The organism is Enterococcus sp. LJL120 (assembly GCF_054871765.1).
The window spans coordinates 153,880-171,635 of record NZ_JBTXLV010000007.1 but is presented as its reverse complement, the minus strand read 5'-3'; the positions used below and the strand labels follow the sequence as shown (position 1 = coordinate 171,635).

Annotated in this window: 18 protein-coding genes; 7 read left to right on the top strand and 11 right to left on the bottom strand. The window is 38.8% G+C overall.

The genetic code is table 11. The features are described from left to right. Window positions 1–94 precede the first annotated feature (94 nt). The 6 genes from ACYSNU_RS13000 to ACYSNU_RS12975 all read right to left on the bottom strand — a co-directional run bounded on the left by ACYSNU_RS13000 (window position 95) and on the right by ACYSNU_RS12975 (window position 7,402). Entirely contained in the window at window positions 95–640 is a 546-nt protein-coding gene (locus ACYSNU_RS13000) for a hypothetical protein (RefSeq protein ID WP_461737636.1), read from the bottom strand. A 554-nt stretch (window positions 641–1,194) separates the two neighbouring features. Next, window positions 1,195–2,607 carry a hypothetical protein gene (locus tag ACYSNU_RS12995; protein ID WP_461737635.1) on the bottom strand — a complete coding sequence of 471 codons (1,413 nt, stop codon included), beginning with the start codon at window positions 2,605–2,607 and terminating at the stop codon, window positions 1,195–1,197. Then, window positions 2,604–3,362 carry an ABC transporter ATP-binding protein gene (locus ACYSNU_RS12990; protein WP_461737634.1) on the bottom strand — a complete coding sequence of 253 codons (759 nt, stop codon included), beginning with the start codon at window positions 3,360–3,362 and terminating at the stop codon, window positions 2,604–2,606. Before ACYSNU_RS12990 ends, ACYSNU_RS12995 begins: the two co-directional genes overlap by 4 nt. A 165-nt stretch (window positions 3,363–3,527) precedes the next feature. Further along, on the bottom strand, window positions 3,528–4,016 hold the full coding sequence (locus ACYSNU_RS12985) for a nucleotidyltransferase domain-containing protein (protein WP_461737633.1): 489 nt from the start codon (window positions 4,014–4,016) through the stop codon (window positions 3,528–3,530). Between the two features lie 588 nt (window positions 4,017–4,604). Beyond that, entirely contained in the window at window positions 4,605–6,443 is a 1,839-nt protein-coding gene (gene lepA, locus ACYSNU_RS12980; RefSeq protein WP_461737632.1) for a translation elongation factor 4, read from the bottom strand. Between the two features lie 149 nt (window positions 6,444–6,592). Further along, complete coding sequence (locus ACYSNU_RS12975; protein ID WP_461737631.1) at window positions 6,593–7,402, bottom strand: C39 family peptidase; 810 nt, start codon at window positions 7,400–7,402, stop codon at window positions 6,593–6,595. 178 nt (window positions 7,403–7,580) lie between these two features. Between ACYSNU_RS12975 and ACYSNU_RS12970 the strand changes: the two genes are divergently transcribed. The 5 genes from ACYSNU_RS12970 to ACYSNU_RS12950 all read left to right on the top strand — a co-directional run bounded on the left by ACYSNU_RS12970 (window position 7,581) and on the right by ACYSNU_RS12950 (window position 11,783). Further along, window positions 7,581–8,801, top strand: a complete 1,221-nt coding sequence (locus ACYSNU_RS12970; RefSeq protein ID WP_461737630.1) for a GNAT family N-acetyltransferase — start codon at window positions 7,581–7,583, stop codon at window positions 8,799–8,801. Between the two features lie 43 nt (window positions 8,802–8,844). After that, window positions 8,845–9,318 (top strand): nucleoside 2-deoxyribosyltransferase, encoded by a 474-nt coding sequence (locus ACYSNU_RS12965; RefSeq protein ID WP_265457205.1) that lies wholly within the window; start codon window positions 8,845–8,847, stop codon window positions 9,316–9,318. 12 nt (window positions 9,319–9,330) lie between these two features. Continuing rightward, the gene (locus ACYSNU_RS12960) at window positions 9,331–9,996 is read left to right on the top strand and encodes a hypothetical protein (RefSeq protein WP_265457204.1); all 666 of its coding nucleotides are present in this window, start codon (window positions 9,331–9,333) and stop codon (window positions 9,994–9,996) included. A 366-nt stretch (window positions 9,997–10,362) separates the two neighbouring features. Then, window positions 10,363–10,731: an ACT domain-containing protein gene (locus ACYSNU_RS12955; RefSeq protein WP_461737629.1), complete on the top strand. Its 369-nt coding sequence runs from the start codon at window positions 10,363–10,365 to the stop codon at window positions 10,729–10,731. Window positions 10,732–10,898: 167 nt separating this feature from the next. Next, the gene (locus ACYSNU_RS12950) at window positions 10,899–11,783 is read left to right on the top strand and encodes a YitT family protein (RefSeq protein ID WP_461737628.1); all 885 of its coding nucleotides are present in this window, start codon (window positions 10,899–10,901) and stop codon (window positions 11,781–11,783) included. A gap of 85 nt (window positions 11,784–11,868) precedes the next feature. Here the strand turns inward: ACYSNU_RS12950 and ACYSNU_RS12945 are convergent, their stop codons facing one another. The 5 genes from ACYSNU_RS12945 to ACYSNU_RS12925 form a co-directional block, all read right to left on the bottom strand. Next, complete coding sequence (locus tag ACYSNU_RS12945; RefSeq protein WP_461737627.1) at window positions 11,869–12,087, bottom strand: helix-turn-helix transcriptional regulator; 219 nt, start codon at window positions 12,085–12,087, stop codon at window positions 11,869–11,871. Next, a complete protein-coding gene (locus ACYSNU_RS12940) occupies window positions 12,074–12,490 on the bottom strand; it encodes a hypothetical protein (protein ID WP_461737626.1) in 417 nt (138 codons plus the stop codon). The genes ACYSNU_RS12945 and ACYSNU_RS12940 overlap by 14 nt, the downstream gene beginning before the upstream one ends. Before the next feature lie 194 nt (window positions 12,491–12,684). After that, complete coding sequence (locus tag ACYSNU_RS12935) at window positions 12,685–13,551, bottom strand: PhzF family phenazine biosynthesis protein (protein WP_461737625.1); 867 nt, start codon at window positions 13,549–13,551, stop codon at window positions 12,685–12,687. 158 nt (window positions 13,552–13,709) lie between these two features. Beyond that, window positions 13,710–13,934 carry a hypothetical protein gene (locus ACYSNU_RS12930; RefSeq protein ID WP_461737624.1) on the bottom strand — a complete coding sequence of 75 codons (225 nt, stop codon included), beginning with the start codon at window positions 13,932–13,934 and terminating at the stop codon, window positions 13,710–13,712. An 82-nt stretch (window positions 13,935–14,016) separates the two neighbouring features. Then, window positions 14,017–15,114, bottom strand: coding sequence for an iron-containing alcohol dehydrogenase family protein (locus tag ACYSNU_RS12925; protein ID WP_461737623.1), 1,098 nt, complete (start codon window positions 15,112–15,114; stop codon window positions 14,017–14,019). Window positions 15,115–15,333: 219 nt separating this feature from the next. On the opposite strand from ACYSNU_RS12925, the gene ACYSNU_RS12920 reads away from it, so the two are divergent. Both ACYSNU_RS12920 and ACYSNU_RS12915 read left to right on the top strand, forming a co-directional pair. Beyond that, the gene (locus ACYSNU_RS12920) at window positions 15,334–16,836 is read left to right on the top strand and encodes an ABC transporter substrate-binding protein/permease (RefSeq protein WP_461737622.1); all 1,503 of its coding nucleotides are present in this window, start codon (window positions 15,334–15,336) and stop codon (window positions 16,834–16,836) included. Continuing rightward, the gene (locus tag ACYSNU_RS12915; protein ID WP_461737621.1) at window positions 16,829–17,551 is read left to right on the top strand and encodes an amino acid ABC transporter ATP-binding protein; all 723 of its coding nucleotides are present in this window, start codon (window positions 16,829–16,831) and stop codon (window positions 17,549–17,551) included. Before ACYSNU_RS12920 ends, ACYSNU_RS12915 begins: the two co-directional genes overlap by 8 nt. Window positions 17,552–17,756: the final 205 nt, after the last annotated feature.

Sequence of the window (17,756 nt, the reverse complement as noted above, 5' to 3'; positions counted from 1 at the left end):
GTTAGCAAAGTGATTAACTTCTCAATAAATTTAGTTCATTCTTTTAAATCCACAGAAACTCTTCGTAGTTACAGTGGATTCTCTCCTTAAGACGTCATTTCTGCGCTCTCCATGCCCGCAATATTCCCACTACATTCGCCAATACACCCTTGTGGTGAATCAACATAGCAAAGCCGACCATCAATACAAATGCGGCTAAGCTTACCGCTAGCGGTGGCCATCCAGAAAGTATCAAAAATTTTGTCACGTCTTCCTCAGGTGCTGACACCGTTAAGAGTGAAGCAATGGGCAATGCAACCCACACCAAAAGATTATACAGTGGCGTGATAGCCACTACAAAATAGCATAAATGATATCCGGCAAAGGCTACTTTGGGACGATACAGTAGTAAAGCAACTAGCACCACTAGAGAGGGTAATAGCATTCCTGCCGCCTGTAGTAACACTTCTCCGATAAACGTATAGCTAGCACCATAAGCGCTCACGTGAGCGCTTGGGCCAATTATCCAAAAGCTGTCAATGGTGCCGCCATAGGCCAGCATCACAAGAGCGTGACCGCCTTCATGTAAGATAGTATATTGTAGTAGCCACAACGGAGCAAATATCAGAAGACAAATGATAGATTTCTGCTGTTGGTTCATAGTTTGTCCACAGATTGACCAAAAGTAGAGTTGGCAAAATACAAAAAAAGTAACCCAATGAGTCTATCATCAATCGACAAACCTTGTCTCACTTTGTTTAGAAAAGGATATACACTCTCTTCATGAGAAAGTCGAAATGGTTCATTTATTGTTTGCCTTTCTTTTAGAGCTAGACTATATAGGGGATAGTGGTTACCCAGAATCTCTCTTAAAATGATGAATCTCTTCTTGAAAAAGTATGTCAATCTCAGTAAGTTTTTATTAAATTGGGTAAGACACTGCACTATGCCAAAGTTCAGTCGCTCGTTTACTTTTACGAGGTTTAAATTCATCGGTTACTCCTCCATCTTCAATGTTTATTCTAAAAAAACTTAATTTAGGCGAACTAGACAACTACACTTATTGATTAATTGGAATTCATACAAACCACATATACATTATGTGACCAGCTTACAATCCTAAAATAAAGATAAATCAATCAACTATAAGCTTTCGAGAATATTATGATTTCAATAGTGAAAAAATCAAAAATAACCTTTTGATCGCTTTTCTTTTTACAAATACTCCATTAACTGGATGCGGGACACACTGCGAATTTTTAAATAAAGATAACAAGCTGTACCTAATAAAAGTAGTAAATAACAGGCACTCAATAACAGGCTACTGTGAAACAAATAGATGATGCCAATCACTGGAATAAAAAAGACTAAGCCTAGAAAAGTGGCAAAATATAATCCTTTGCGGGGAGTTTTAGCAGCTAGACTTAATATTGCCATCGCAAAAATCATCACCAAACTAGTTGCTAAGCCAACACCAAATAATAAAATCAGTTGCGTTATGCTGTAGAAAATAAAGCCCTGCCCTAAACTCCAAGCAATCAGATTTGCACAAAGAATTGTTATTACAGCAGAAATAAGTAACATAATCCCCGAAATAAGCAAAGGTAAAAGAGCTTTGCCGAATAGTAAAGCTGTCGTTGAAAGCGGTGTGGCTAAAATAGCCTCCCCTGTCTTATAGACCTTTTCCCCACCCACCGCATAGGCAATTAGATTTGTTGGAATTCGTGGAATCATTGCGATTGTTAGTAAAATTGAATAATTTAAATCCAATTGTCCTAACAAAAGCCAAGCAGTCAGATAGATTCCCGCAGGGCATAATGAAAGAATAGTAAAATTAAAAGTCAAGCGTTTCAAAGTTTTGAAATAGTGATATTCGTGGGCAAAGACCGACATGTAGGCTGATTTTTTTTTCCCTGAATGATCACGGTTTGTTTGAGCTTTATCATGGACATCAATCTCAATTAGCTTCATACGACTCATATGAAATATTTTTCTTAACGTGACAAAGAGAATAAGCCCAGTCAAAATAAAATAAGCCGCAATAATAACAACTAATCCTATAAGAGGAAGTGTTTCTAACATTAGTGTACTTAAAACAATCACTACCAGTAGTGAGCAAAAATAAGTAATGATGGCTGGTTTTTTCCCAGCCTCACTAACTGTTGCCGAGATTCCTGAACAAAGAACGCCATAAAAGGCTGTGATCAAGATGACCATAATCGCTGATAGTAAATAAATCAGCCAATCTGTAGCTGAAAATTCTTGCGGTGTCTGAGTAACTAGTCTGGTGAAAAAAATTGCCAAAATAAGGAAACCACTATAAACAAGTCCACAACCCAGATTAAATAGGCTTTTACCTACTATTAAATGGGTCGTTTCCAATGGTGTACTTAGTAATGACTCCAAAGTTTTATTTTCTCGTTCACCTGCGATACTCTCAGCGGTCCACTGTTTCTGTAGTGTCGTGGTCATAAACGTGACGAGAGTCAATTGTGCAGTAATACTTTTGATAAAAAGCGGCAATACAATACCTAAACCTACTATTGTAACCCCATAAAAAACCAACATTCCCTTATCTTGGAAAAACAATTTTCGTTGGATTCTGACCACATTTTTGATGGCACTCATTTCATGCCACCACCTTCTAAGGTCAAGTAGAGTTTCTCAAGACTAAATTGGCCGTGTTCTTGATAGAGCTTTTCTTGGGCTAAAGAATCAATATCACTAGAGAAAACATTTTTACCATGACGGAAAATAATTATTTGGTCGCACATTTTTTGTACTTCATCTAAATTATGCGTGGTCATCACAATCGTAGCACCACTCTCTTTTGCCAAAATCACCAGCATTTCCCGCAATTCCTGAGTCATTACAGGGTCTAACCCGTTCGTAGGTTCATCCAAAAGTAAGAGTCGTGGCTGGTGCAGCATAGCCCGAATCAGTGCAACTTTCTTTTTCATTCCTCGAGAAAACCCCTTCACTGGAGAATCCATCACTTGGTACAGGTCAAATTTTTTCAATAGCTCTTCAATTCTTTGTTCTGCAACTGCTCTAGGTAGTCCATAAATATCTGCAAAATAAATTAAGTTGTCATAGACACTCAGCGGTTCATATAAACCGTCATCTTCTGATAACACACCGCAAATTTTACGAACTGCTTGACCATTTTGAATTGGATCTAATCCAAAAACAGAAATAGCTCCTTGGTCTGCCGCCAACAACCCAATTAATAATCGCAAGGTCGTTGTCTTACCAGCACCATTATGTCCCAGAAAAGCTACAATTTTTCCCTCTACAATCGAAAAATCCAAGCCATTGACTGCATGGACTTCTCCAAAAGATTTATACACATTTTCAACCCGAATCAACTTTTCTTTTTCCATTTAATCTCCCCGTTCCATAGCATTAGATGATGCCATTTTCATACTCACGTGAGTATGAAAATAAAAAAATCGTTATCAACCAAAGCCAATTGGTAGTGCTAGAAATGTAATAGCCTGTTTGAGTCCATAAAATCTGTCTTTTGTGGACTCACCAAATTAACTTTTTTAATTGTCCATTGCATGAAGGTTTTGAATATCAATCAAATCACTTTCCCGCAACTCATAGCCGCTGTGAAATAGTAATTGCGCCTTCTGTGAAATACAAGGAATTAGACGACCTTGATAATGAACGGATGTAAAAAAATCCTTCTCAAACTGATAGAAGCCGCCTTCTAAATCTGCTTGCTTTGCTGAGCCATCTGAGTCGAAGATAAAAGGATGAATATCTAAATAGCCATAGTCTGGATGCCACAATTCCATTCTGGCAGGTAGCCAATCTGTGACCGTTTCATAACCAAAGTCTTGCAATGTTGTTAACAACTCTTGCGTATAATTGGCGTCAAAATCAATATCAATGTCCCTGTGCTGACGGTGTTGCTTACCTGTCAAAACATCCACACCCCAACCACCATCAAGAAAATAGACGATATCAGTCTTATCAATGATATCAAGGACGGTAAATAAATCAGTTTCAGTAACAAGTTCTTTTTTCATTGGCTGTTTTTTCTCCTAAAAAATTTGTATTCTTCATTCAGTAGTGTATCAAACTAAAAATACCTATTCCAGTAAATTTAAAGCATCAAAATTAACCAATCGCTTTTTTTCATTATTTAGTCTTTTGATAGCTCCTCCTGATTCAATTAAACCCCAAGTTAGTTCACTCACGAAATCGATTAAACTTGGCAATTTCGTTTAATAAAAATACACTAAAACAATAAATGTAAAATTTATTTCTATTATATAACTTCACTATTTTCAGCCAGTCCCCATCTAAACAACTCACCCTAATTGCCTTTACATTCCATTATTCCCTTTCCATTTTACAAAAAGGCAAGGAGATTTCTACTGACCTCTTCCAGATTTATTCGAAATAAAAAAAGCGAGCTCGTTTGATAAGCTTGCTCTCGTTGACTACGGAAAAATAATCTTTATTTATCAAATTTTTTTGATCTAAAACAAATTACTTTCCAAATTCTCTGAATAAAAATAATTTGCCTACCAATCGCCAATCCTAACGTCGGCAAATGGTAGGCAAATCCTATGAAAGCTAATTAAATTCAATTTGTATGTTCAAACAAATACCTATTTCTTCGGATTATCGTCTTCATCCATTTTCAGCACAGCCATGAAGGCTTCCTGTGGGACTTCGACAGAGCCAATTTGTTTCATCCGCTTTTTACCTTCTTTTTGTTTCTCTAAAAGTTTGCGTTTACGGGAAACATCCCCGCCGTAACATTTGGCTAAAACATTTTTACGCAGGGCTTTGATATCAGACCGTGCGACAATTTTTTGGCCGATTGCCGCTTGGATTGGTACCTCAAATTGCTGACGCGGAATCAGTTTCTTTAATTTTTCAACAATCGCTTTGCCCCGTTCATAAGCAAATTCTCGATGGACGATAAAGCTTAACGCATCGACTTTTTCTGTATTTAATAAAATATCCATCTTGACTAGTTTGCTAGGACGATAGCCAGCCATTTCGTAATCTAATGAGGCATAGCCTTTGGTGCTGGATTTTAATTTATCAAAGAAATCAAAGACAATTTCTGAGAGTGGAATTTCGTAGACGACATTTACGCGATAATCGTCTAAGTAGTCCATCGTCACAAATTCCCCCCGTTTTCTTTGGGACAATTCCATCACCGCACCGACATAATCATTCGGTACCATGATTTGGGCTTTGACATAAGGTTCTTCCACACTGTCGATGGTCACAGGTTCTGGAAATTCTGCGGGATTATCAACAACGACTGTTGAGCCATCAGTCTTTTTCACATGATAAATTACTGATGGTGCCGTCGTGATTAATTCTAAATTAAATTCCCGCTCTAATCTTTCTTGTACAACATCCATATGAAGCAAGCCTAAAAATCCACAGCGGAAGCCAAAGCCGAGCGCTTGAGAGGTTTCTGGTTCAAATTGTAGAGCTGCATCATTTAGTTGTAATTTTTCGAGGGCTTCCCGTAAATCATTGTAGCGGGAAGTGTCGATGGGATAAAGACCACAATAAACCATCGGATTCATTTTTCGATAGCCAGGCAAGGCTTCTTTGGCCGGGTTGTTGGCCAAAGTAACGGTATCCCCCACACGAGTATCCTGAACGGTTTTAATGCTGGCGGTGATGTAGCCTACATCTCCCACCATTAGAAAATCTCGATTAACAGCTTTTGGTGAGAACACGCCAACTTCAGTCACTTCAAAAGTTTTGCCGTTACTCATCAATTGGATTCTATCACCGGGTTTGACAACTCCATCGGTAATGCGGACGTTTAAGACAACGCCACGATAGGCATCATAAACCGAATCAAAAATTAAAGCCTTTAAAGGTGCTTCCAAATCACCAGCAGGTTCCGGCACTAATTGGACGACTTGTTCTAAAATTTCTTCAATACCGATGCCGGCTTTAGCGCTAGCTAAAACGGCTTCACTGGCATCGATGCCGATGACATCTTCAATTTCTTTGCGTACCCGTTCTGGATCGGCTGCCGGTAAATCAATTTTATTGATGACTGGTAAAATTTCTAAATCATTATCCAAGGCTAGATACACATTGGCGAGCGTTTGAGCTTCAATCCCTTGAGCTGCGTCAACTACTAAGACGGCGCCTTCACAGGCTGCTAAGCTGCGGGAAACTTCATAAGTAAAATCGACATGTCCGGGAGTGTCGATTAAATGAAAAATATAGGTTTCGCCATCTTCTGCTGTGTAATTTAATTCGACGGCATTTAATTTAATCGTGATGCCCCGCTCTCTTTCCAAATCCATGGAATCCAATAGCTGGTCTTGCATTTCTCGAGAAGAGACGGTGTGGGTTTTTTCTAAAATTCGATCCGCTAACGTTGATTTACCGTGATCAATATGGGCAATAATCGAGAAGTTCCGAATTTTTTTCTGCCGTTCTTTCATTTCATTTATATTCATGTGTTTTCCTACTTTCCTAACAATCAGCACTTACGATTATAACAACGGAAGTCCTCCTTGAAAAGAGTTTTTAACATTTCTTGGGGAATAATCGCTAGAAAATCCCCATAAAAAAACTGACACTAGTTAAATTAGTGTCAGTAGATAGATTAAGCTTCGGTAATCGCGATTGCTTGCGAACCAAATTGTTCCCATGAAGCAATAAAGTCATTCAAGCTGGTTTGATAGTTTTCGTTGCCATAAGGGTCATTCAGATAAACATATTCTTCATCATAACCAATCAAAACAACACAATGCTCACTCATAGAAATTTCAACGGGGCCATTGACGGTTTCCCATGTTTCCAAATCATTAGTAGCGGCATAATTCGTCGTGGTGATTGCCCAGACTGGGCTGCCCGTCGACAAAAAGTATTGAACTTTAGAAAAATCACTACCGGTAAAATCAATAGCGGTTAAATCTTCCGTCAAATAATTTTGGGCCAGATTGAAAATTGGCTCGTGATACACAAAATAGCCCGCTCCGATATCGCCGGTAATATCGCCGACAAAGCCTTCATTAGGATCACCATAATAACCCTCTTCATCCTGATAAGCAACTGACGGCAGCGCATCAGCTAGGTCATTTTTAGATACCTCAATATTATAATAATTCAACATCATTGCTAATGAGGTGACCTCGCAACCATTTCGCAGACGGGGCGAATCCAGTTGATTTATCAATGGGACATTTTCGATAGCGGCGCTGGTCAAAATTTCTGCCGTTTGCGTCTCGGTTAATTCTGCTGTCCCAGAAGTAATCTCAATTATTTCCTCTGTCGATGATGTTGTAGAGGTTGTGGTGGTATCTGCCATTACCTCTTCTTCAAGGGGATCAGTGGCGGTTAGATTGGCTACAATGATGACCACAGCGATAAATCCCATAACAGCTGCGAGTCCCAATAAATATTTTTTATTCACTCAACTACCCCATTCTTTTTTATTATGTATAAGTATAAATTATTTTCCTTAAAACAAACTTAATATTCATAAAATGTAAAAAAAATGTAATAAACGACATTTAAAGCACATCATCGCCAAAAAAGACAAGGCTGTAAAGTTTTGCTATACTTAATCCATTAGAAATGGAGTTGAAAATATGGCGGAACAAGATTTTCGCGAAAATTTAGTTTTGAAGCCGGTTGGTGAAGAGCATGTCGCTCAATTCAATGAGTTATTGAGTTATGTCTTTCAATTTACGGAATCTGATTTAGAAGAGAGCGGTTTTTCCAATAAGCGGGAGCTGATTAAATCTAAACAGCCGATTTTAGAACTGTCAGAGGTGTTTGGCTGGTTTTATCAAGATAAATTAATTTCACAAATTGCAATTTATCCCTGTGAAGTAAATATTCACGGGACTTTATATCAAATGGGTGGGGTAACGGGTGTCGGCACATATCCTGAATATGCCAATCATGGCTTGATGCAGGATTTAATCCGCGTTGCACTAGGAAACATGCGCAAAGAAAAACAATGGATTTCCTATTTATATCCCTACAGCATTCCTTATTATCGCCGCAAGGGCTGGGAAATTATGTCGGACAAATTAAGTTTTAAAATTAAAGATGTCCAGCTGCCAAAAGCTGTTGAGGTTCCCGGCATGGTGGAGCGCAAAGAGGTATATGACCCAGATGTTTTCACTGTCTATGCCCGCTTTGCCAGACAAAATCATGGCGCTTTGATTCGCAGTGAGTTCCACTGGGAAGAATACTGGCGTTTTGAAAATGAAGAGGAACGAACGGCCGCCGTTTATTACGGCGCCAATCAAGAACCTTTAGGCGTTTTATTTTATTGGATTGCCGAAGATGTTTTTCATATTAAAGAAATGTTTTATTTGAACTTAGAAGCCCGCAACGGCCTCTGGAATTTTATCAGCGCCCATTTTTCGATGGTCGACTGGGTCTTAGGGGATATTTATAAAAATGAACCGCTAGCTTTTCTTCTAGATGACAGTCAAATTAAAGAAACGATTGAACCGTACTTCATGGCCCGTATTGTCGATGTGAAGGAATTTTTACAGAGGTATCCCTTTGATAGTACCGGCAAGCCGTTTCATTTTGTTGTGACCGACCCTGTGGCGGATTGGAATACGGGCATTTTTGGTCTGATTTGGGATGAAAACGATCAGGTAACTGTGACCGACGAAGCGATTGGCAAGCCGGTTGTACTTGACATCCAAACTCTAACTTGTCTGATGATGAATTATCGCCGGGCCAGTTATCTTTCTCGCATTGAACGACTTAGCACAGATAAGGAAACCCTGCACACCTTAGAACGGATTTTACCGGATACAGAAGCTTACTTTAGCGACTATTTTTAAACATAAAGGGTTCCGTGACTACTTTTAGATGGAGGAATTATTAATGAAGATTTACTTTGCAGCCCCATTATTTGCTCAAAGTGATTTACTTTATAATCAAAAACTTGTTGAAAAAATTCGGCAGCAACAACCAGATGCCACTATTTATCTGCCGCAGGAAAATGCGGCAATTAATGATAAATCGGCTTATGCCGACAGCAAAATGATTGCTTTAGCTGATACTGAAAAAGTTTTAGAAAGTGATTTGATGATTGCGCTATTAGATGGTATCACGATCGATGCCGGAGTTGCTTCAGAAATCGGCGTCGCCTATGGAAAAAATATTCCGATTTTAGGCTTATATACTGATACCCGCCAGCAAGGCAGCGACAATCAGCAAAAAATTCAAGCACTGCAAACTGTTGCTGAAAATCAGTTTCACTATACAAATCTCTACACAATTGGTTTAATAAAATTAAATGGTCAAGTGGTTAATTCTGAAGCAGCGCTTTTACAAGCTCTGCAAGAATACTGCTAGAAAGGTTGTCCCATGTCAAAAAAAATGAAACAAGCACAATTGGCGTTAACTGTTTTTGGATTGTTTGTCGTCGCTTATAATATCTTTGAGTTGATTACAAATAAGTATTCTACGAGTCAAGGCATCATCTTTGTCATTGAATCACTTGCGGGTATTGTCTTAATTTATCTGCCGAATATCGCCCGTAAATTATTGAAAATCGAAATCCCAGCGGCTATTGTCCTGTTCTACTGGTTTTTCTTAACCATTTCCGTTTTTATCGGCACTGGCTTACACGTTATTTCTTTAATTTTCTTCTGGGATAAGGTGCTCCATGCCGTCAGTCCTATGCTTTTAACCGTGTTGGGGTATGGCTTAATCGCAACCTTTTTAAAAGATGCCGATATTTCTAAAACCAGTCCCTGGCTCTTTATTATTATGGGTTTCGCCTTTGCTGGACTCTGTGGCGTATTCTGGGAATTTTGGGAGTTTCTCTGCGATCAATTTTTCAATATGAACCTGCAGCGTTATAATGCCTCCAGTGGTACACCATTTATCGGACGAGAAGCCTTGATGGATACAATGGGCGATTTGTTTACCAATACTTTGGGCGCTTTGGCGTTAACCATTTTTGCCGGAGTAAAAAGTCATAATCATCCAGAATATTTTGAGCAATTTAAAATTAAAAAATTGCCTTAAATGTAAGTCTAGAATGAACTTACTGGCAATCAGTTGATACTTTTCCCTCTGTGCTATACTTGAAATAACTTTAAAAGATATCAGGTCGTTTTTAAATAGAGGTGATTCATGTGAAAAGACTTTTATCCGGCTTTGCCACTTTTCTATTTTATCTACTAATTGTTGTCGTTATTTTAGGTCTCGCATATTTTATTTTTAGACCTAAGCTTTAAGCTTAATGTGAAACCGCCCTAATAATTGTGGGCGGTTTTTTATGTTGCTGCTACCTGCTATTTTCTCTCTTGCAAATCAAGAACCCATCGGTGACAATAGACTAAAATATTTGACTTTTCAGACACACCAAAAAAATTTAAAGGAGTTTATTTAATGAAACTAGAAATTTTACGGATACCCCTTTCAGTTATTCAAGTACCTGATTTTAATGGGCTTGAGCTTAGTATCAGCCCATTATTTATTGCAAATACTGAAGACGAGCGTTCTATCGTGTTACCGACTGAAAAAGTTCCAGCTATCACAGTGAATCGAGAAGATGGTTGGCGGGCGTTAAAAATCGTCGGTGTTTTAGATTTTAGTCTAGTGGGTATCTTGGCAAAAATCGCTAGCCTTTTGGCAGAGCAGAAAATCAGCATCTTTGCCGTTTCTACTTACAATACCGACTATATTCTTATTAAAGAAGACAAGTTAGCCAAGACCATCTCGGTATTAGGTGATGCCGGTTATGCAATTAATGAATAGCAATTAATTTTTTTATGACTGATGTCTTTACCGCTAAAGCTAAATTTTCACAATTTAGCTTACTTTTGCAAAAATATCTGAAATTTCTCCTCCTCAAAGATTTTTTTATGGAAAACTTCATGTTATGATGAAGTCAGTTTGGTAATTTTTTTAGAGGAGGAAATCATTTGCAGAAATTTTTTCAAAAACAATTGGTCCAAGACACATTATTTGTCACAGTGGGGGCCTTCGTCTTAGCCTTGTCGATTAATTCTATTTTACTGCCTAATCGGATTGTCGCTGGGGGCGCAAATGGAATTAGTGTGGTTTTAAATCATCTTTTCAACTGGAATCCCGCAATTATTTTATATGCTATTAATATTCCCCTTCTATTTTTATGCTTTATCCTATTAGGTAAAGAAACGGGATTGAAGACGATTTATGGCAGCTTACTCTATCCTTTTTTTGTTGGCATCACTAGTAATGTCCCCGTTTTGACCACCAATATTTTTTTGGCGGCTCTCTTTGGTGGCATTATCACCGGAATTGGTCTAGGCCTAGTCTTTCGCGGTAATGCGTCGACTGGTGGAACGGCAATTATCTCGCAGATTGTGCATAAATATTTAAAAGTCTCGCTGGGAATTGCGATTCTCTTTGTAGATGGCTTGGTGATATTATCCGCATTTTTAGCATTTAGTACTGATGTCGTTTTATTCTCGTTGATTGCCCTCTTTATTATCGGGCGAGTCGTTGATGGCATCCAAATTGGCTTGGTCCGCTCAAAAAATATTTTGATAATTTCCCAAAAACATCAAGAAATTCGCAGGGTTATTACCAATGAATTAGATTTAGGGGTTACTTTAATCCCAATTGAAGGCGGCTATAGTCAGCAGCCGGGAAAATTATTGATGACTGTTATTCGTGAAAAGGATTTTCCAAAAGTCAAAGAACGCATCCTTTCAATTGATGACCACTCTTTCTTTATCACCTTAAGTGCCAGTGAAGTCCACGGACGGGGCTTTAGTTTGAAAAAAGTGGCGGAGGATTATGGTGTTGAAATGAATCAGTTGTAGGCTGATATCTCAATCAATCTTTATCCAATTAACTAAAGAGATTTTGATTTTATCCCTTTTACTTAAAAAAGCTGAACCCCACAGATCAGCTTTTTTTAGGCTCTTCTTTTAATCGAAATAAAGTTTCGACTGGCACTTCAAAAATTTGAGCAATTTCCAAAGCCAGTTCTAAAGATGGGTTGTACTTATTTTTCTCTAAATGGACGATAGTTTCTCTTCTAACTCCGACTTGTTCAGCCAAGTCCTTTTGAGTCAGCCCCCGCTCTTCACGATATTCCTTTAAATTCGTTTCAATTTTTCCCATTGGATAAGCCTACATTTTCAAAAGTGAGAAAGGACAATGCATGGAAAGCTAACATAGCAGCTACAACAAACGACATAATACCAGCTGTTAATTGAATATGAAGAGAAAGTGCCAATAGGCTCACACCTAATAAAACGAAAAATGAAATTGCTGTAATAATAGTCAGATTACTGGCTTTTGATAGATTGTAGCGGGCTCGTTCATCCATTTTCTCGGAATTCATCAGAGATATCAAAAGAATAATTGCTGAAATTACAACTAGCATCACTCCCATAACAAGATATTTTAAATAAATTGGATTGGTGTTTGGTGTGCTTAATGAGACACCAATGCTATAAAACAACATTGCTGCTAAAAACTCGATTGAATAAATTTTACTAGTTAAGCGTATTTTCTTTTTCATTTATTAGTCCAACTTTCATGTGATATATTTATAACATGTTATAAATATATCACTCGAACTTTTTCTTGTCAAACTTTAAAAAATTCTAGCTTGGATATATTTTTAAACTATCTTAGAATACTCCACTATCGTTTTTTTCTGACAATAAAAAAACTGTTATCAAATTTAACCAACTTGATAACAGTTTTAATAGTTTACAAAATAATTTTTTTCACTTGAGGATTCATGATGGCTGTTCCAGTTATTTCAATAAAAGTTTTGCCAGCTTCTTTTGTCGCCGTTGCCAATAATTGGCCGGGCCGTTTCAAATAACGTCCTTGTTGAATTGAAATTGTCAGCGGATTTTTTTCTGGATAGAGATATCTTTGACTATAGGCTGCCATCACCCCTGAGGCCGTACCAGTCACCGGATCTTCAATGGTTTTAGAATACGGCGAAGAAAAATGTCGAGCGCTAAATAAGCCCTGTTCCTGATTTAAAATAGTAAATGGATGAATCGAGCTGCGGGGAATTTCCTTTAAAACTTCTGGAAAACGTAACGTTTGCGGCACCATTTTTGCTAAGACAGCTTCACTTTTCACAGGGACTAGCAAAGTCCAAGAACCAGTATTGCCATATTCAATCGGCAAATCCTCTAGCAAATCTTCTTCTTGAATGTTTAAGATGTTGCACAATTCTTTTTTTGATGAGAGAAAAGGTGTTTGCTTCGGTTGGCTTTGGGCCATCGTCAAAGCATCAGCGTTTATTTTGATTTCGATTGGACCGACTTCAGTTTTAAGGAGCGCTTGCTCTTGAATCAAGCCGGCATCTAAAAGGTATCTCACACCGCCAATTGTAGCGTGACCACATAAAGGCGTCTCATGCCCTGGTGTAAAATAGCGAAACTCAGCGGTACATTCTTCACTGGACAAAATAAAAACCGTCTCATTAAAGCCCATGTCGGCTGCGATTTTTTGCATCTGATCCGTTGTCAGATTGTCTGCCGCAGGAACAATTCCGGCTGGGTTTCCCTGATTCACTTTTGTGGTAAAGACATCCGCTTGATACACTGAAATTTCCATTTGATTAAGCCACCTATTTTATTATCAGACAAACAAAAGCTGCAACTAAAGTGTCCCATAAAATAAGTAACAGCCTGCCAGCAGGTTAATAAATCGCTGGCATTCCTTTGCTCATTTTGGTTTTACTTTTCGTCACAGACTTTGTTCACACTGTCTATTTAATTTAATTCTTCTACTAACTCATAGTCTTCGGGATTTTTAAGGGCGTGAAAATCTTCCTTAAAAAAGAGGACATATTGGTTATTGCGCTTGTCTTTAGCAATGACCAGTGGTTCTTTATCACGACCACTATCTTTTTCAATTTGAGCAGCGATATATAAGGCTTTTAAATCCACATCAGAGGTCACCGCATTACCTTGGTTAAAGAAAATTCTTTCTTCCATCTAAAATCCCTCCTTTTATACATTTATTTTAGCATTAAAAGAAGGCGACTTCCAATAAAGGCTGTTGAATCTTTTGTGATTTTTACGGGACTTTTTTGTCCGCCATATAATCTTCTAGCTTTTCCATGGCTGTTGCGACTTTTTCTGCTGTGATCGTCCCTCTCATCATATGAATCGTCTCGTCAGGTAAAACAGACCGCTCAGCCACGGCTGTTATTTCTTCAGCAGTTAAGGTCATTTCCATAGCGGCTAAAGATTTCGGCAAGTGCAGTTCCTCATAAAAAGGAAGCAATTCTTCCAGCTCCTGCCATTTGTCTTCCATTACCAGCTGCACTAGCACGCCATAAGCGACTTTATTACCGTGAAGTTGTTGATGGCTTTGAGGTAAGATGGTCAAGGCGTCATGAATTGAATGGGCCCCAGCCGTACGACCATATTCATCGCCGAAGCCCCCCACCATGCCGGCTAATAAAATATTCGTTTCGACAACATTTAAGAAGGCCTGATTTAGTTCATTTTTTTCCATCGCCGCTAAGGCCGCTTGACTGTCTCTTAGTAAAACAACTTGGCATTGCTTAGCGGCAAATTCTGCTACGCTTATTTCGATTGGTTTTTCTTCAATCTGTTCAATGATGGAAATGCCTTCATACCACTTAGCTAAAGTGTCACCAATCCCCGCCACCATCAATTCAATTGGCGATTCTAAAATTACCCGGGGTTCAATTAAAACTAAGGCGTTGCTAACGGGAAAAATATCATAACGATCCATTGAGCCGTCTTCATTGTAGACCACACTTAAAGCTGCATAGGCGGCACAGGTTGCGGCTAAGGTCGGCAGACAAAAAACGGGAACCTGTGCTCTAATGGAGGCCAGTTTGCCAGTGTCTAAAACTTTGCCACCGCCGATTGCCACAACCACTTCAAAATGTTCTTTTTTTATCATGTCCACAAATACTTGGGCATGGGCGTCCGTACACTCACCGCCATAATATTCATAATGAACTGAAAAATCAGTCAGGTCGGGAAAAAAATTTTGAACAGCCTGCCAAGATTTTTTACCGTGAAGGACTAAAACTTTTTTTAACTGGCGCCGTTCTAAATGCGCCGAAAGTTGCTGCCACGCTCCTTCATGACATTCATATTCCTGCGGAGCGCCTCTGACAATAAGTGGTTGATTCATATTCTTCTCCTTGTTTACTGAAATAAATTAAATCTTTATTAGTTTTAAACGAAACAAAAAAAGCGCCTTTAAAAAGGTTTTTCCAAAAAAAATTTCTGAAAAGTCCTTTTTGCCCTTTGACTTTAACAGATTTTATGATATTATAATTCACAGAAAAACACAAATGAATTTTTATGCAATTATTATTCATTTTATTTTGTAAAAGGGAGCGATTATTGAATGAAAAAATGGAAAAATTGGCTGTTTTCGCTGATTGCTTTGTTAGCAGTTGCCGGTTCATTTTTACCAGCAGCAGTCCAGGCAACTTCAACTTCTGGATCAGATACCGCAGTTGCCACAACTGCTGATACGGATGCAGCATATGAAAAGGTGATTTCTAGCGGCAAATTAATTGTCGGCTTGTCGGCTGACTATGCGCCTTATGAATTTCACGCAACTGTCGATGGTAAAGATACCATCGTGGGCTTTGATATTTCAATTGCTCAGCATATTGCTGATAGTTTAGGTGTTGAGCTGGAAATTCAAGAGCTAGGATTTGATGCTCTTTTAGGAGCACTAACGACAAATAAGATTGACATGATTATCTCCGGCATGTCTCCAACACCGGAACGGGAAGAACAAGTTGATTTTTCTGATCCTTATATGACGGTGACCCAAAAAGTGGTGGTGAGAGCTGCTGACAAAGATAACTACACTTCCACTGCCGACTTTGATGGCGTGCCGGTTGGCGTACAAAAGCAAACGACGCAAGAAGAATTGGCACAAACGGAATTGACTGGCTCTGTTTTAACTTCATTACAAAAAGTGCCAGATTTAATCACCAACCTAACCACTGGTAAAGTTGATGCGGTTGTTTTAGAAGGACCAGTTGCCGATGCTTACGTACAACAAAATACAACATTGACAATCGCCGATGATGTAACCTTCGTTAACGGTACCAAACAAACCGCTGTAGCTGTCAATAAAAATTCACCACAATTTTTAGCGGCTATCAATGACTCTATTAGTGAAATTACTAACTCTGATTTATTAGCTGAATATCAGGAAGAAGCCAATGAATTGATGTTCCAAGATGATACCAGCTTCTTTGAAAAATACATGCCTTACTTTATTTCCGGGACTGGTTATACTTTACTATTAGCCTTTGTTGGTGTGTTATTCGGAGCTGTCTTAGGTAGCGTCTTTGCTTTGATGAAACTTTCGAAATATAAAATTTTGCGGGCTCTAGCGATTATCTACATTGAATATGTTAGAGGGACACCACTATTGGTGCAAATTTTTATCGTTTATTTCGGAACCACGATGTTAAATCTCAATGTGTCCAATCTAGTGGCCGGCTGTATCGCCCTATCATTAAATAGTGCTGCTTATGTTGCGGAAATTATTCGGGCTGGGATTGGCGCTGTCAACAAAGGTCAGATGGAAGCCGCTCGTTCACTAGGAATGAACCAAACACAAGCGATGCGCTACATTGTCTTTCCGCAGGCAATTAAAAATATCTTGCCGGCATTAGGAAATGAATTTGTCACCGTTATTAAAGAATCTTCTGTCGTATCAGTAATTGGTGTGGCGGAATTAATGTTCCAAACTGGCGTGGTTCAAGGAGCCAGCTTCCGGGCCTTCATGCCTTACGTGATTGTTTCCTTAATTTACTTCGTCTTAACCTTCGCCTTGTCTCGTTTATTAGGTGTTGCTGAAAGGAGAATGAAAACTAGTGATTAATATAACTGACTTACACAAAACCTTTGGTGACAATGAAGTCTTAAAGGGCATTGATTTAAATGTTGAAGCTGGTGAAGTGGTCGTGATTATTGGCCCTTCCGGTAGCGGAAAGTCCACCTTCCTGCGGTGCATGAATTTATTAGAAATGCCGACCAAAGGTAAGATTGAATTTGAAGGTCAAAATATTTTAGAAAAAGGCGTCAACATTGATGCCCTGCGGCAAAAAATGGGGATGGTCTTTCAAAGTTTTAACCTCTTTCCCCATAAAACTGTTTTAGAAAATTTGACGATTAGTCCCATTAAAGTTAAAAAAGAAGATGCTGAAGCCGCCAAGAAAACGGCGTTGGCTTTACTCGAGCGGGTTGGCTTAAGTGATAAAGCTGAAGTCTATCCCTCTAGTTTATCGGGTGGACAACAACAACGGGTGGCCATCGCCCGCGCCTTAGCGATGAATCCAGATGTGATGCTTTTTGATGAACCGACTTCGGCCCTTGATCCAGAAATGGTCGGTGAAGTATTATCCGTTATGCAAAGTCTGGCGAATGATGGTATGACCATGGTGGTCGTTACTCATGAAATGGGCTTTGCCCGCCAAGTAGCTGACCGGGTAATCTTTATGGATGCCGGCATTATTCAAGAGGAAGGCACCCCAGAAGAAGTCTTTGGCAATCCGCAAAATCCGCGGACTCAAGATTTTCTGGCAAAAGTTCTCTAAGTCATTTAGCTAAACTAAAAGTGTCCGCGACACAAGTTACTACAAAATTTATTCCGAACAATATTGAAAAGAGACAAAAAATATTGTGTAATTGTCATAAGGATTCAGCAGGCGGCTGGCTAAACTACAGAAACATTCTGTTAGCTAGTCCAGTGAATTCCAAAAACAATTTGATTCGGATGAGACTTTTGTTAAAGGCTTGTGT

What these genes read in the sequence shown, in the direction of transcription:
- ACYSNU_RS13000 (WP_461737636.1), bottom strand. Translation starts at nt 640, where the DNA reads ATGAACCAACAGCAGAAATCTATCATTTGTCTTCTGATATTTGCTCCG.
- ACYSNU_RS12995 (WP_461737635.1), bottom strand. Translation starts at nt 2,607, where the DNA reads ATGAGTGCCATCAAAAATGTGGTCAGAATCCAACGAAAATTGTTTTTC.
- ACYSNU_RS12990 (WP_461737634.1), bottom strand. Translation starts at nt 3,362, where the DNA reads ATGGAAAAAGAAAAGTTGATTCGGGTTGAAAATGTGTATAAATCTTTT.
- ACYSNU_RS12985 (WP_461737633.1), bottom strand. Translation starts at nt 4,016, where the DNA reads ATGAAAAAAGAACTTGTTACTGAAACTGATTTATTTACCGTCCTTGAT.
- lepA (WP_461737632.1), bottom strand. Translation starts at nt 6,443, where the DNA reads ATGAATATAAATGAAATGAAAGAACGGCAGAAAAAAATTCGGAACTTC.
- ACYSNU_RS12970 (WP_461737630.1), top strand. Translation starts at nt 7,581, where the DNA reads ATGGCGGAACAAGATTTTCGCGAAAATTTAGTTTTGAAGCCGGTTGGT.
- ACYSNU_RS12965 (WP_265457205.1), top strand. Translation starts at nt 8,845, where the DNA reads ATGAAGATTTACTTTGCAGCCCCATTATTTGCTCAAAGTGATTTACTT.
- ACYSNU_RS12960 (WP_265457204.1), top strand. Translation starts at nt 9,331, where the DNA reads ATGTCAAAAAAAATGAAACAAGCACAATTGGCGTTAACTGTTTTTGGA.
- ACYSNU_RS12955 (WP_461737629.1), top strand. Translation starts at nt 10,363, where the DNA reads ATGAAACTAGAAATTTTACGGATACCCCTTTCAGTTATTCAAGTACCT.
- ACYSNU_RS12945 (WP_461737627.1), bottom strand. Translation starts at nt 12,087, where the DNA reads ATGGGAAAAATTGAAACGAATTTAAAGGAATATCGTGAAGAGCGGGGG.
- ACYSNU_RS12940 (WP_461737626.1), bottom strand. Translation starts at nt 12,490, where the DNA reads ATGAAAAAGAAAATACGCTTAACTAGTAAAATTTATTCAATCGAGTTT.
- ACYSNU_RS12935 (WP_461737625.1), bottom strand. Translation starts at nt 13,551, where the DNA reads ATGGAAATTTCAGTGTATCAAGCGGATGTCTTTACCACAAAAGTGAAT.
- ACYSNU_RS12930 (WP_461737624.1), bottom strand. Translation starts at nt 13,934, where the DNA reads ATGGAAGAAAGAATTTTCTTTAACCAAGGTAATGCGGTGACCTCTGAT.
- ACYSNU_RS12925 (WP_461737623.1), bottom strand. Translation starts at nt 15,114, where the DNA reads ATGAATCAACCACTTATTGTCAGAGGCGCTCCGCAGGAATATGAATGT.
- ACYSNU_RS12920 (WP_461737622.1), top strand. Translation starts at nt 15,334, where the DNA reads ATGAAAAAATGGAAAAATTGGCTGTTTTCGCTGATTGCTTTGTTAGCA.